Source organism: Hyphomonas neptunium ATCC 15444, from assembly GCF_000013025.1.
Taxonomy (GTDB): Bacteria; Pseudomonadota; Alphaproteobacteria; order Caulobacterales; family Hyphomonadaceae; genus Hyphomonas; species Hyphomonas neptunia.
The window spans coordinates 3,384,232-3,397,522 of record NC_008358.1 but is presented as its reverse complement, the minus strand read 5'-3'; the positions used below and the strand labels follow the sequence as shown (position 1 = coordinate 3,397,522).

17 protein-coding genes and 1 tRNA gene are annotated in these 13,291 nt (G+C 62.1%); 10 read left to right on the top strand and 8 right to left on the bottom strand.

The features are described 5' to 3' along the window. Positions 1 to 54 precede the first annotated feature (54 nt). Positions 55 to 768: a uroporphyrinogen-III synthase gene (locus HNE_RS15965; RefSeq protein ID WP_011648198.1), complete on the bottom strand. Its 714-nt coding sequence runs from the start codon at positions 766 to 768 to the stop codon at positions 55 to 57. Continuing rightward, complete coding sequence (gene hemC / locus HNE_RS15960) at positions 765 to 1,730, bottom strand: hydroxymethylbilane synthase (RefSeq protein ID WP_011648197.1); 966 nt, start codon at positions 1,728 to 1,730, stop codon at positions 765 to 767. The genes HNE_RS15965 and hemC overlap by 4 nt, the downstream gene beginning before the upstream one ends. Positions 1,731 to 1,832: 102 nt before the next feature. Here hemC and HNE_RS15955 point away from each other — a divergent pair, with 102 nt between their 5' ends. Both HNE_RS15955 and HNE_RS15950 read left to right on the top strand, forming a co-directional pair. Continuing rightward, positions 1,833 to 3,704, top strand: coding sequence for a DUF885 domain-containing protein (locus HNE_RS15955; RefSeq protein ID WP_011648196.1), 1,872 nt, complete (start codon positions 1,833 to 1,835; stop codon positions 3,702 to 3,704). Positions 3,705 to 3,816: 112 nt separating this feature from the next. Next, the gene (locus HNE_RS15950) at positions 3,817 to 4,980 is read left to right on the top strand and encodes an acyl-CoA dehydrogenase family protein (protein WP_011648195.1); all 1,164 of its coding nucleotides are present in this window, start codon (positions 3,817 to 3,819) and stop codon (positions 4,978 to 4,980) included. Positions 4,981 to 4,999: 19 nt separating this feature from the next. Here HNE_RS15950 and HNE_RS15945 read toward each other — a convergent pair whose 3' ends face one another. Together HNE_RS15945 and HNE_RS15940 are read right to left on the bottom strand one after the other, a co-directional pair. Continuing rightward, a complete protein-coding gene (locus HNE_RS15945; protein WP_011648194.1) occupies positions 5,000 to 5,518 on the bottom strand; it encodes a disulfide bond formation protein B in 519 nt (172 codons plus the stop codon). A gap of 49 nt (positions 5,519 to 5,567) precedes the next feature. Beyond that, positions 5,568 to 6,200 (bottom strand): exopolysaccharide biosynthesis protein, encoded by a 633-nt coding sequence (locus HNE_RS15940; protein WP_011648193.1) that lies wholly within the window; start codon positions 6,198 to 6,200, stop codon positions 5,568 to 5,570. Positions 6,201 to 6,276: 76 nt separating this feature from the next. Here HNE_RS15940 and HNE_RS15935 point away from each other — a divergent pair. After that, positions 6,277 to 6,360 (top strand) — tRNA-Leu (locus HNE_RS15935). A gap of 15 nt (positions 6,361 to 6,375) precedes the next feature. Here HNE_RS15935 and thpR read toward each other — a convergent pair. Both thpR and HNE_RS15925 read right to left on the bottom strand, forming a co-directional pair. Further along, a complete protein-coding gene (thpR, locus tag HNE_RS15930; protein ID WP_011648192.1) occupies positions 6,376 to 6,936 on the bottom strand; it encodes an RNA 2',3'-cyclic phosphodiesterase in 561 nt (186 codons plus the stop codon). 72 nt (positions 6,937 to 7,008) lie between these two features. After that, complete coding sequence (locus HNE_RS15925; RefSeq protein ID WP_011648191.1) at positions 7,009 to 7,341, bottom strand: DUF2853 family protein; 333 nt, start codon at positions 7,339 to 7,341, stop codon at positions 7,009 to 7,011. 378 nt (positions 7,342 to 7,719) lie between these two features. On the opposite strand from HNE_RS15925, the gene HNE_RS15920 reads away from it, so the two are divergent. From HNE_RS15920 to HNE_RS15895, 6 genes are all read left to right on the top strand, one after another. Further along, positions 7,720 to 8,493: a Bax inhibitor-1/YccA family protein gene (locus HNE_RS15920; RefSeq protein WP_011648190.1), complete on the top strand. Its 774-nt coding sequence runs from the start codon at positions 7,720 to 7,722 to the stop codon at positions 8,491 to 8,493. 146 nt (positions 8,494 to 8,639) lie between these two features. Further along, positions 8,640 to 9,602, top strand: a complete 963-nt coding sequence (mdh, locus tag HNE_RS15915) for a malate dehydrogenase (protein WP_011648189.1) — start codon at positions 8,640 to 8,642, stop codon at positions 9,600 to 9,602. An 8-nt stretch (positions 9,603 to 9,610) separates the two neighbouring features. Further along, the gene (locus HNE_RS15910; RefSeq protein WP_011648188.1) at positions 9,611 to 9,913 is read left to right on the top strand and encodes a putative quinol monooxygenase; all 303 of its coding nucleotides are present in this window, start codon (positions 9,611 to 9,613) and stop codon (positions 9,911 to 9,913) included. Positions 9,914 to 10,002: 89 nt separating this feature from the next. Beyond that, entirely contained in the window at positions 10,003 to 10,458 is a 456-nt protein-coding gene (locus tag HNE_RS15905) for a hypothetical protein (protein WP_011648187.1), read from the top strand. A 13-nt stretch (positions 10,459 to 10,471) separates the two neighbouring features. Then, positions 10,472 to 11,011 carry a GNAT family N-acetyltransferase gene (locus tag HNE_RS15900; RefSeq protein WP_011648186.1) on the top strand — a complete coding sequence of 180 codons (540 nt, stop codon included), beginning with the start codon at positions 10,472 to 10,474 and terminating at the stop codon, positions 11,009 to 11,011. A 70-nt stretch (positions 11,012 to 11,081) separates the two neighbouring features. Then, complete coding sequence (locus HNE_RS15895; protein WP_011648185.1) at positions 11,082 to 11,711, top strand: hypothetical protein; 630 nt, start codon at positions 11,082 to 11,084, stop codon at positions 11,709 to 11,711. A gap of 109 nt (positions 11,712 to 11,820) precedes the next feature. Here the strand turns inward: HNE_RS15895 and HNE_RS15890 are convergent, their stop codons facing one another. Further along, positions 11,821 to 12,117 carry a PepSY domain-containing protein gene (locus HNE_RS15890; RefSeq protein WP_011648184.1) on the bottom strand — a complete coding sequence of 99 codons (297 nt, stop codon included), beginning with the start codon at positions 12,115 to 12,117 and terminating at the stop codon, positions 11,821 to 11,823. Positions 12,118 to 12,236: 119 nt separating this feature from the next. Then, complete coding sequence (locus tag HNE_RS18180; RefSeq protein WP_011648183.1) at positions 12,237 to 12,548, bottom strand: PepSY domain-containing protein; 312 nt, start codon at positions 12,546 to 12,548, stop codon at positions 12,237 to 12,239. A gap of 168 nt (positions 12,549 to 12,716) precedes the next feature. Here HNE_RS18180 and HNE_RS15880 point away from each other — a divergent pair, with 168 nt between their 5' ends. Then, on the top strand, positions 12,717 to 13,289 hold the full coding sequence (locus HNE_RS15880) for a hypothetical protein (protein ID WP_035592655.1): 573 nt from the start codon (positions 12,717 to 12,719) through the stop codon (positions 13,287 to 13,289). Positions 13,290 to 13,291: the final 2 nt, after the last annotated feature.

Genomic DNA, 13,291 nt, shown 5'->3' with positions numbered 1-13,291 from the left:
CTAACTCTTGGGCATGAGTGTGGCACACCGCGCCTCTACGGCAAAGCAGGCGCCTCAGGCGCGCAGCGAGGTGGCCGCTTCTTCAAGGGCGGCCATCAGCGCGTCTTCGTTGGGCCGCGCGGCAATCCAGAGGCCGGCCAGCGGGGTCTTTTCAAGGGGCACGGCAGCGGGCGCTGAAATCGCGATGGCCGCGGCACGGTCCAGCGCCGCGCCAGATTGCACGAGGGCCTCAGCGCCCTTTGCCGAATGGATCAGCAGAATGGCTGGGCCTTCGGCCAGCGCGGCGAGGGCGCCGGCCGATAGGGAGGGCGCGGCAACCGTCTGGTAGGCCGCAGCAAAGCGGGCATCGAGGCCTGCCGCCTTCAGGCTGGCGACCAGATGTCCGGCGGCGGCGTCATTGGCGATGTGGAGGAGAGGGCCGGAAAGTTCGGCGCGGGCGGTGAGGATGAGCCTTGCAAGGTCGCTTGCATCGCCGTCGCCCTCCACCACCTGGTCAAAGCCTGCCTCGCGCGCGGCTGTGGCCGTGGAAGGGCCAACGCACCAGGCTGTGAAGCCGGAGGCGGGAAGGCGCGCTGATCCAAAGGCCCGCACGCCATTGGCGCTGGTAAAGATGATGTCGCGCACGCCCTCAAGGGCGGCCGGGGCGAGCCCTGTTTCCAGGATCGACAGCATGGGCGAGAGGATGGCGTGGTAGCCCAGCGCGGTGAGACGGGCGGCGGTTTCGTCCGCGCCCGGCTGTGTGCGCGTGACGATCACCGCCAGATTCAACGCTCGTCTCCGAAAACGGGAAGGGCTTCCTTGGCCGCGAAGATGATCTCCTGCGCGACGGCCCGGCCCAAGAGGACCAGCTGGGCATCGGTGGCATCCTTGCGGCATACCCCGTCTCCGCGCCAGCGGGTCGTACCGCCGGGGCTGAGCACTTCCCCGATCAGCTGCCATTCATCGCCTCGGTCAAACAGGTGGGCGGCAATCGGCGTGCGGCAGCTGCCATCGAGCTTTTCGAGGAAGGCGCGCTCGGCAATCGCGGCGACGCGGCTCGGCTCATGGCTGAGCTGGCCGAGAATCTCCAGAAGCTCCGTATCCACATCATCACGTGTGACCACGCCGATGATGCCTTGCCCGGCAGCGGGCAGCATGTCTTCGAGCGGGATGGGGGTGGCAACCTCTGAAAGGCCAAGGCGGGTGAGGCCGGCCATCGCCAGGAAGGTGGCGTCAGCCAGGCCCTCTTCGAGCTTGCGCATGCGGGTGGCGACATTGCCACGGAAGGTGACAACTTTGAGGTCTGGCCGCAGGGCGAGCGCTTGAGCTTCGCGGCGCAGGGAGGCGGTGCCGAGTGTGGCACCTTCGGGGAGGTCCTGGATCGACTTCGCGCCGTGGGAGAGGAAGCCGTCGCGGGGATCTTCCCGCTTCGGGAACGCAGCGAAGATCTGACCAGGTGGCAGCACCGAGGGGACGTCCTTGAGACTGTGGACGGCCAGATCAAGCTCTCCGCGCGAAAGGGCATCGTCCAGCTCGCGCGTGAACAGGCCCTTGCCGCCGGAGTTGATCAGCCGTTCGGTGGTCAGCTTGTCGCCGGTGGTCGTGAAAGCCACGATTTCGCAGTCATAGGCGCCGGCCGAAGCGGCGCGGATACCGTCTGCGATCTGGTGGGCCTGGGCCAGCGCCAGCGGAGAGCCGCGCGTTCCAAGCCGGAGGCGTTTGCCGCCTTTGGGAGGGTCTATCTGGGTCATGGTTCTCCCTAACCGCGGAAGCGGCGCTTGCCAATTGACGCCGGGAGCGCAGGGGGGTACCCATCCTTATCGTTTTACGGCAAATACCTTGGAGGATTCGCCATGTTGCGCAGCGCTGCGTCCGCTCTCGCCCTCGTTTTTGTTCTTGGGGCGTGCGCGCCCGAGACACCCCAGCCGGCTGCCCCGGCCGAAATGACTGCTGAAGAGCAGGCCGCGATCAGCGAGCAGCTGAACGCGTGGTTTGATACCAAATATGAAGAACAGCTTCAGGAGAGCCCGGTTCAGCTCTCTTTCCTTGGCCGCAAGGACAAGAATGACCAGATCGACTGCATGACTATTGCTTGCCAGGACGAGCAGCTGGCCAAGGCGAAAGCGGCTGTTGATGAGCTGAAGGCGACCTTCAATTACGATCAGCTTTCGGCCGCCGACAAGGATTCCTACGATCTCTGGGTATTCCAGTATGAGCAGGCCGCAAAGGCGGTCGATTTCCGCGACAACGGCCTGATCTTCGACCAGATGAGCGGCATGCACACTTTCGTGCCGACCTTCCTGATGCAGTTCCATTCGGTGGACGAAGAGGCCGACGCCCGCGCCTATGTGAAGCGCATCACCGAAGGCGCCCGCGCGCTGCGCGAACTGCTGGCGCAGGCACGGGACAAGGCCGGCAAGGGCGTTCATGCGCCGAAGTTTGCGTATGAAGCAGTTGCCGAAGAGTCGAAGAAGCTGATCACCGGCGCGCCGTTCACGGACGGCCCCGACAGCGCCGTTCTGGCAGACTTCAAGACCGATGTTCAGGCCCTCGTCGATGCGGGCAAGACCACGCCGGAAACGGCCGCTGAGCTCATCGCCGAAGCCGAAGCCGCGCTGACGGGCGATTTTCAGGCCGTGTATAACGAGATCATCGCCTTCACTGAGGAAGATCTGGTCAACTCTCCGGACCCGGCCGGGCCGCAGGGGATCAGCACTCAGCCAAACGGTTCAGCCTTCTATGACTTCATGCTGTCGCAGATGACCACGACCAGCATGACGGCTGACGAGATCCACAATCTGGGCCTTTCGGAGGTCGATCGCATTCATGAAGAGATGGAAGCGATCAAGACGCAGGTTGGCTTTACCGGTACGCTGAACGAATTCTTCGCCAGCATCCGCGACGACAAGGATAATCCAAAGCATTATTATCCTGACACGGATGAAGGCCGTCAGGCCTATATCGATGACGCCACAGCTGCCATCGAGAAGATCAAGGCGGTTCTGCCGGACTATTTCGGCATTCTGCCGAAAGCTGATCTGGTCGTGAAGCGGGTTGAGCCCTTCCGCGAGCAGGCAGGCGCCGCCCAGCATTACTATCCGGGCACACCCGATGGCTCGCGCCCCGGCGTCTATTATGCCCACCTTCTCGACATGAAGGCGATGCCCAAGGGTGAGCTGGAAGTGATCGCGTATCACGAAGGTCTGCCGGGCCACCACATGCAGATCTCGATCGCGCAGGAGCTGACCGGCGTTCCGCAATTCCGCACGCAGGCCGGTTTCACCGCCTATTCGGAAGGTTGGGGCCTCTATTCGGAAAAGCTCGCCAAGGAAATGCCTGGCACCTATACTGATCCGTATTCGGACTTCGGCCGGCTCGGCTCGGAAATCTGGCGCGCGATCCGTCTGGTGGTCGATACCGGTTTGCATTCCAAAGGCTGGACCGAAGAACAGGCGGTGCAATACTTCCTCGACAATTCAGCGATCACCGAAGGCCAGGCACGTTCTGAAGTGCGCCGCTATATCGTGATACCGGGGCAGGCCACCGCCTACAAGATCGGCATGATCGAAATCCAGCAGATGCGGGCCAAAGCCGAAGCCGAGCTGGGCGAGAAGTTCGACATCCGCGCCTTCCATGACACGGTTCTGGGCGGCGGCGCACTGCCGCTGGCCATGCTGGAAGCCAAGATTGACCGCTGGATTGAAGAGGTCAAAGCGGCCGGCTGATCTGCCCAAGCTGCTGGACTGAACGCGAGGGCAGGGCTTGCCAGATGGCGCCCTGCCCTCATTCTTTTCTGGGAACAGGCAGAGCACGCCTGAATGCTTGGGGAGGATCGTTTTGGACCTGAAGTTCAGCGCGCATGTCGAGGATTTCCGCCGGGAGGTCCGCCATTGGTTTGAAACGCAGTTTCCCAAGGACATCATCGAGAAATACAAGGCTGGCCAGCCTCTGGCCACGGCGGACGTGCGCCGTTCCGAAATGGCGCTGGGCGCCAAAGGCTGGCTAGCGTCGGCCTGGCCAAAGGAGCATGGCGGTCCCGGCTGGAGCATCGAGGAGCAGTATGTTTTCGATGAGGAGCTGGAGCGCGCCGGCGTACCGACCGTTACGCCGATGGGCGTCGTCTATGTCGGCCCGGTGATCTACACATTCGGCTCAGAGGCGCAAAAACAGCGCTGGCTGCCAGGCATCCGCGATGGCTCCAATGGCTGGGCGCAAGGGTATTCGGAACCCGGCGCAGGCTCTGACCTCGCCAGCCTGGAGTTTTCAGCCGAGCTGAAAGACGGAACCTATACCCTCAACGGCCACAAGATCTGGACGTCCGCCGCCCAGCATGCCGACTGGATTTTCCTGCTGGCGCGCACCAGCCGCCGCGAGAAGAAACAGGAAGGCATCTCCTTCATCTGCTGCCCGATGGGCGCACCCGGCCTGACCGTGAAGCCGATCGTGACGATTGATGGCGCGCATGTGCTCAATGAAGTCCTGTTCGACAATGTGAAGGTGCCTGAGGACAACCGCATCGGCGAGGAAGGGAAGGGCTGGACCTATTCCCAGTATCTCCTCGGCTTTGAGCGCACCTCTTACGCGCGTATCGGCGGCAAGCGCGCGATGCTGCGCTATGTGCGCGCGCTGGCCACGGCAGGGTCGCCCGGAACCAACGAGCGGCTGATCGATGATCCGGGATTTGCCATGCGCCTTGCCGAGGCCGAGATTGCTGTGGACGGGCTTGAGATGACGGTTTTCCGCATTCTTTCTGCCGTTGCTGCGGGCGGCACGCCAGGGGATGCGGCCTCCACGGTGAAAATCCTTGCCACCGAAACCCACCAGCAGATCACCGAGCTGTTTCTGGACGCTGCGGGGCCGCATGTAGGCCATCGCGGGCCATCTTCCGGCACCACGCCGCGTGATGTAGCGACGTATTTTGCCGGGCGCGCCCAGTCGATCTATGGCGGGACGAATGAAATCCAGAAAACCATCATTGCCCGCAAGGTGCTGGGGCTCTGATCTGCATACGCAGTCAAGTTCAGGCGGGGCGATAGCTGCGGAACGTAATGGCGGCGGCCGCAAAGCTGATCGCGGCGAGGATGGCTGAAATCACGCCGTTCCATCCGGCCATCGAGAGGCCGAGGATGTAAAACGGGGCCTCGTTGCAGGCCGGCAGTTCGAATGCCTGGCTGAGATCGCCCACGGCAAAGGGATCAACCGGCGGGCCGGCAGAGCAGCCAGATGGGGGCGGAAAAATCTCCCACTCCACCCCCGCATGATAGCCCGCCACGATCACGCCGACGATGAAAACGAGGCCGATCAGCACATTCAGCGCCACCAGGAAGCGGCGCTTGGGCATGAAGCGCCACCAGGCCAGGCCTGTCAGGGTCATCGCGATCAACGCCCAATAGACCTCCCGCTGCCGCAGACAGAGCGGGCAGGGCGGCAGACCGCCAATGGATTCGAACGCATGGGCCGCCGCCAGCATGAGGGCTGAAGCAGCAAGGGCTAAGGCGGGCCAGCGCCATCCGGTCAGGGCAGTCGTAAGCAGCTGCATGAATTGGAGCTTCGGGGGGAAACCCCTCACAACGCAATGCGGCGGCGTGTCACGAGCCCAGCAGGGCGGTTGAAATCTGCGTGATGATGTTGAGGCCGAGGAACGCTCCGGTGATCAGCGCGCCAACCCAGAATGTGCCCAGCACAATGCCGCCCATCACAGCCAGACCATCCTTTTGCATCAGGCCAAAAGCCGTAATCGCCACGGCCATGCCCGGCACGGTGTTGGTCATTGGCAGGGGAACCAGGATCGAGGCGCTGAAGATGAACAGGAACAGCCCGATGACCCGTTCTGAATTGCGCCCGGTGATGAAGCTCAGGCGCGGGCGGATGATCGCCTCGATCCAGCCAAACCATTTGCGCCCGCCCTGGGCCATCTGGGTCAAGCCCTTCCGGTCGATTTTCCGGGCGGCAAGTTTGGCAGGCAACCAGGGTTCTTCACGCCCGATCACCATTTGGAAAGCCAGCGCCAGCATCGGCAACGCCACCACCTGCGGCACGCCATACAGAAACGGAATGCAGCAGGGCAGGGCCAGCAGAAAGAGGCCCGCGCCAAAAGCGCTCTCGTCCAGCCGGTCAAAGATTTCGCGCAGGGAGAAGCCTTCTTCCGGCGCAGCCTCCGCCAGAAGTTCGATCGTCTGCAGCAATGTGCGCTCGGGCGTGGCGGTCATGGGTGTGGTCATAATAGCCTCAGACTATAGCAGAGAGATTGACATATCACTTCCCTCTGCGGCAGGAGTTTGCCCGTCCTGCACGGGAGCCCCTGTGGTGGAATGGTAGACGCGGCGGATTCAAAATCCGCTTCCGCAAGGAGTGCTGGTTCGAGTCCGGCCAGGGGCACCAGTCAGACGTTTCAGATCAGTCAAATCCTGCCAGCAGGTCTCGCAGTGGATAGTCGGCCATTGGCTCGTAGCGGGAGGGGCCGCCGCCGCGGCGGGGGCGGCTTGCATAGAGGTGGAAGAGGCGCGCGCGGAAGGGCTCGCTGCGATGAGACTGGTGAGTGTGAACCCATTCCTGAGCGGCCTCTAGGGGCGTGGCGTGCAGGTAGGCCAACGTAATATGCGGGGTGAAGGGGTGTTTCTCCAGCGGGAGGCCGAGGCGTCTTGCGGCGCGCTCACACTGGCTGGCGAGGGCGCGTAGCGCATCGCATTCGCCAATCCGTGCCCAGACGGCGTTCGGCTCGCGCCGGCCGAACCAGCCCATGCCCTCGACCCTCAGATCGAACGCATCGGCTTCAATCTCGTCCAGCAGCTCGTCCAGATCGCGGGCCTGATTGCCGGTAAGCTCACCATAGAAGCAGAGGGTGACATGGAAGTTTTCTTCCGGCCGCCAGCTGGCGCCGGGCAGATCTTTCTGCAGCTTCCGCAAGGGAGCCGAGACTTCAGGCGGAATCGGGAGCGCAGCAAACAGGCGGAACATACCGCCTGTTCACCACACACTTAATCCGATGAAAAGCCACTCTGATCTTCAGTCTGGCTTTCCAGCGCGGCTTCAACCCGCGAGGGCATCCAGGCGGCCAAAGTGTTCCGCCAGAAGGTAGTAGAATGTAACGCGCGATTTCTGGCCCCCTTCGGCCTTCATCTGGTCACAGACAGCCTGAATAGCGGCGTCGAGTTCCTGTTGCTTCTGCGCCAGAGCCAGCTTGCCGCGGCACCATTTTTCCCGCACCCGGTCAAGTTCGCCCGCATCCGTGCAGGCGACAATCGCGCTGTCCTTGTTGCGCAGCGCAATCCCGAGGTGGCCGACGATTTTCTCGGCAGCAGCCTGGTTATATCCTTTAGTGTATTTCTTGATGTTATCAGCATAAGCAGAAGCATCAGCCATGAGTTTCCCCTTCTCATTTAATGGACCGCCTCCTGATGGAGGCTCTCCACACGGAGAGGTTTATCCCTCACCCGTGCCGAGTCAATGTTACTTAAAAGGCTCACGGGGCTACATTTGGACAGAATCTGGCTGGATTGAGGCATTCAAATAAAAACACAAAACTAATCACATAATATTTGAATGCGCCGAGTAAAACTAAACTATATACTTGATTTGTGAGACCCCGAGGCGATCGCGCGCGAATGTTCACATCCAGGCGAGACTGCTGATCTAAACGCACGACCCCGGTTTTTGTTGCAGAACGCCGGCGATATGCCCATATTCGATAAAGAACGGCACCTTCGGGTTGCCGGGTTCACAGGAAAGGACTTGAAAAACATGAACGAATTCAACCGGGGCTTCGGCGCGGTCGATGTTCGCTCGATGGACACATCAGTCAATGCGGGTCTGCGGACCTTCATGCTGGGTGTATATCAGAAGCTTGCGCTCGGCATTGCGCTCTCAGGCGGCATTGCCTTTCTCGTCGGCTCGGGGCTCGTGCCCGGCCTGACGCAACTGCTTCTCGGCACGCCTCTCTTCTATCTCTTCCAGTTCGGCCCGCTGGTGCTGATCCTGGGTTCCGCCTTCCTGATGAAGAATCCCTCGCCGCTGGCGACCGGCATTCTTTACTGGACGATCGTGGTCATGCTCGGCGTCTGTCTGTCGATCTGGGTCGCCATGGCGGCGGCGCAGACCGGCGTGACCACCCGTGGCGGCGCCGCGCTCAACGTCACCTTCATGACGATGACCAAGGCGTTCCTGCTGACGGCATCGGCCTTCGGCGCGCTCAGCCTCTTTGGCTACACCACCAAGGCAAACCTGCGCCCGATCGGCATCATCGCCGTGTTCGCGCTGTGGGGCGTTGTCGGCATTTCGCTGCTCAGCTTCCTCTTCCCGCCTTCGGGCATGTTTGAGGTGATCATCCAGGTTGCCGTTCTGGGCATCTCGGGTGTGCTGGTGGCCTTCCAGACGCAGGAGCTCAAAGAGGGTTACTTCGCCAATGAGGGTGACACGCGCTCCCTGGCGGTGATGACCAACTGGGGCGCTCTCAACTTCTTCATCATGTTCTACAACATGTTCACCATCCTGATGTCGCTGCTCTCGCGCGAATAAGGGAAGGGGAGACACTGATACCAAAAGAACGCCCCGCGAGCCTGCCTCGCGGGGCGTTTCACATTCTCGCCGCATTGCAACACACGCCTAGCTCGGCTAGGGCTCCGCCAGCTTGTTTCCACGACCATTTTTCTCAGGAGAAACACATGGCCCGCAATAAAATCGCGCTGATCGGCTCCGGCATGATCGGCGGTACTCTCGCCCACGTTGCTGCCCGCGAAGAACTTGGGGATGTCATCCTGTTCGACATCGCCGAGGGCCTGCCTCAGGGCAAAGGTCTCGACATTGCCGAGTCCACGCCTGTCTATGGCGCGTCCGTCAATCTCAAGGGCGTGAACGACTATGCCGGCATCGCGGGCGCCGATGTCTGCATCGTCACGGCCGGCGTGCCGCGCAAGCCGGGCATGAGCCGCGACGATCTTCTCGGCATCAACCTGAAAGTCATGAAAGCCGTCGGCGAAGGCATCAAGGCCCACGCTCCGAACGCTTTCGTTATCTGCATCACCAACCCGCTCGACGCGATGGTCTGGGCGCTGCAGAAATTCTCCGGCCTGCCGACTGAAAAAGTCGTGGGTATGGCAGGCGTGCTCGACAGCTCGCGTTTCGCCTACTTCCTCTCCGAGAAAACCGGTGTCTCCGTAGCAGACATCCATGCCTGGACGCTGGGCGGCCACGGCGACGACATGGTGCCGATGGTGCGCCACTCCACCGTGGGCGGCCTGCCGCTGACGCAGCTCGTCGCGCAGGGCTGGATGAGCCAGGCGGAGCTGGATGCGATTGTCGAGCGTACCCGCAAAGGCGGCGGTGAGATCGTCAACCTCCTGAAAACCGGCTCGGCCTATTACGCGCCTGCCGAGTCCGCCATTGCGATGGCCAAGTCCTACCTCGCCGACCAGAAGCGCGTGCTTCCGGTGGCTTCGTATTGCTCGGGCCAGTACGGTCTGAAGGACATGTATGTCGGCGTGCCAACGCTGATCGGCGCCGGCGGCGCCGAGAAGATCGTCGAGTTCGACTTCAACGCAGACGAAAAAGCCATGTTCGACAAGTCCGTTGCTTCGGTGAACGGTCTGATCGAAGCCTGTAAGGGCATTGATCCTTCGCTGGCCTAAGCCAGGCGATGATCATCGTTGAAGGCTATGTCAAATTTGCGGATGCGGGCGATTTTGCCCGCGTCCGCGACGCTGCCTTCGCCCAGATGAGCGCAAGCCGGGCCGAGCCTGGCTGCCTTGAATATACCTACGCCATGGATGTCGCTGACCCGTGCCTGATGCGCGTGCTTGAGCGCTGGGAAAGCTGGCCGGCGCTGGAAGCCCACTTCGCGCAAGCCCACATGCTTCCCTGGCGCGCGGCGCTCGCGGCCGTGACGGTGGTTGAGCGCAACCTCCATGCGCACGAAGTCAGCCTCAGCCGCAAAGTGTGACGAAAGCTTCATCCAGCTGGGTGCTTCCCGGCAGACGCCGGGTTGGGCTAGAGGTGCGCCTCCCAGATTGGAAAGAGGCGAAACTCCTGATGCGAACATTCCTGATTTCAATTGCCTGTGCCGGGCTGGCCGCCTGTTCGGCAGGTGATCCGTCGGCGTTGACGGCCTCCCTGCAATCTGACCCCCCTGGACCCGGCCATGAAATCGGCGGTAGCGTTGATAGCGTGGATTATGACGCTTCCTCCGGCACAGTCACGATTAGCGGCTGGCACATGTTCACCCCGGAAACAAAGCAGCAGGATCTGAAAGTCTATGCCGACACGGCCGTGTCCGTCGCCAGTGTTTCCCGCTTTGAGCGGCCCGATGTTGTCGATGCGGTCGGAAATGAAGATCTCAAGGATGCTGGGTTCACGCTGGTGCTCAAAACGGACCCCGGCGCGCCTTTGACAGAACTCTGCATCTCGATGACAGACAAACACTACGGCGCGCGCATTCTGCATCCGGTCTCGCGCGAGCAGGTCCGCTGCGCTTCAGTCGGCCAGTAATGCGGGGGCGGTAATGCGAGGGCCTGTCATTGAAACCCAGCGTTTGATCCTGCGCCCTCCGCAAGCGGAGGACTTCGCCGGATTCTGTGCCCTCGCTGCAGACCCGGAAGCGGCCCGTTTCATTGGCGGGGTACAGCCGCCGGAAAGCGTCTGGCGCGCGCTCTGCACGGTCACCGGCGCCTGGGCAATCCGGGGGTTTTCCATGTTCTCGGTTATCGAGAAGGAAAGTGGCAACTGGATTGGCCGGCTTGGTCCCTGGCAGCCGGAAGGCTGGCCGGGCACGGAGGTCGGCTGGGGGTTTCTGAAATCCGCCTGGGGCAGGGGCTACGCGACCGAGGGCGCATCAGCGGCGATGGATTATGCCGTGGATATACTCGGCTGGAGCGAAATCATTCATTGCATCGAGGCGGAGAACGCCCCCTCGATCAAGGTCGCCGAACGTCTGGGCTCCCGCAAACTGCGCGTCTCGCCGGCGCCGCCCCCTTTCAAGGATGTGGTCTGGGACATTTATGGTCAGACTGCGGAAGACTGGCGCGCCCGGCGCCGCCGCTGACACCCCATTTCAGGGGTGTGCGGGTACGGCCTTCCGGCTATAGGCTGCCCGCGTCAGCACAGGAGGCATCATGACACGGCGGATCAGAAAAGCAGCGGTGGTCCTGGTGTGCATGAGCGCAGGGGCTGTTCTTCCGGCGGCAGCCGATTGCGATCTTTTCTCCTCGCTTGTGACACAGGCTGAAACCGGCCGCGGATTTGAAGAGATCGTCGCCTTCCGGTCTGTCTGGGATCTGCGCGAAACCGGCGACACGGTGCCTGCGGAGCAGGCCTTTTCGGGGTTTGATGTCTGCTGGGTCGAAGACGACATCTGGAAGCCCGATCAAAGCGATTACGGCGCGCCCCGCTATGTCTGCCGGATTGCCGAGAAGCCAGATGCAGAGGGGACGCTGTCATTTGATAGCCATATCGCGCAGCTCCAGGCGATGGGTCGCCTCTCCCAGACGCTGGAAGCCTGCGTGACGGCGGATGAGCGGTTCAAGGCCGACCGGCAAACCAGCCGGGGCACCAGCTATATCATGAAGCCGGAGCTGACAGAGATGCGCGGTATGTACCAGAACCCGCGCGCCGAATTCAAACTCTCCCCTATGGAAGACGCCTACTCTATCACCGGCATGTCCGATGCTCTGCCCGCAGACATGCGCGTGCCGATGCAGCTTGACGTGATCATCGCCGGCCCGGCGAGAAATCTCCAGGAATAGGCTAGGGGCAAGGTGGCCATGGATTAATCGCGGGCGCGCAAAAGGCCGAGCAAAAAAGCGCGGGGAAGAGATCTCCCCGCGCTTTCTCAGTTAGGGCGCGCTGCCCGGATTATTGCGCTACAGATGCGCAGTCTTCATCCGTGTCGCGGTCGAGGTCGTATTTCAGGATGTCGCCGGTGCGGCTGTGCAGGTCAATGTCCAGCTCACGGCCATCGGCGCTGCAGCCTTCAATTTCCCATTCGCCATCATCGAGTTCGGCTTCCAGAACATGGGTCATGCCCTGCTTGCTGGCAATTTCGAGCGCCTGCTCGCGGGTGAGAAGGTCGCCTGTCGTGCCTTGGGCGAGAGCCAGCGGGGCCGGGGCGGCGAGGGCAATGGCGATAAGGGCGGCAGAAATGCGTTTCATGGGAAACTCCTTGCTGGGATTTGTTGTTATAACGCCTTGAGAAGACAGGGGTTCCGGGCGGATATGCACAGGGGAGGGTTCATATCCGCCCGGCCAGTCACTGAGGGAGAGGCAACCCCTCAGCAATCATCGTCGTCTTCATCGACTTCAAGTTCCAGGATCGCGCCGGAGGCGCCATGGATGTCGATCTCGATTTCGCGGCCATCGCGGGTGCAGCCTTCCAGCTCCCATTTGCCGTCATCACGTTCCACTTCCTTCACGCGGGTCATGCCCTCGGCGCGGGCAATGCCTACGGCATCCGCGCGGGTGAGGGTGTAGGCGCGCTCGCTGCCGGAGGTGCGGCGGGCGCCGTCATCATCATCAGCCAGGGCCAGCGGGGCAGGGGTGGCGATCATCAGCAGGGCCAGGGAGGCGGTCATCAGGGTTTTCATTGTCGTCAGTCCTTCAGGGGTTGGCAGGTTATGAGTTGCTCTTGCGGGGAACTGAGTGTGCTTTTGCCTGACGGGCCCTGAGCGCCCCCTGACACCAGCTGTCAGGGGGCTGTCAGTTTGGCGAAGGTGCTTGATCGCGGCACGCCGGCCTGCAACTCAGGACGCAGCATGGATACCGACCGCCAGTTCAGCCCCGACCCGGAAACCCGTATCGGCGACGCGCTCGAAGCCGCCCTTGAGGCGCTGAAGCTGGCGCGCCGGGAACTTGTGGCCACTGATGAGGAGCCGGGGCGTTGGCGTTGGGTGGCGCTTGGTCTTGTCAGCGCGCTTCAGGCCGCGCTCGTCGCTGCGCTCTCGGGGTATGCGACCGCCCGGCTGGAAGATGTGGCAAATCCCTCCCAACCCAACCGGATTGCGCCGGTCACGCTGCTGCTCCGGCGGGCGCGGTCACCGGAACATCTCAACCCGCCCGAGCGTCTGGATCTGACCGGCAGCCAGGTGCGGGCACTTGAGGCGCTTACGGCCCTGCGCAATGCGGCGGTGCATGGGCTCGGCTTTGATGTTCCGGCCGCGCCGCATGCGATGGCTTTGGCGGCTGTGGATGTCATCCGGCATCTGCTGCTGGTCCATCCGGCGTTCGAAGTGTCCCGATTTGTCCTGTTTTTGTCTCTGATTGACCGGGAATTGTCGTTGCTTGGCGCGGCATTGACCGCCCTTGGTGGCCGAATGTCTCATGATTAACG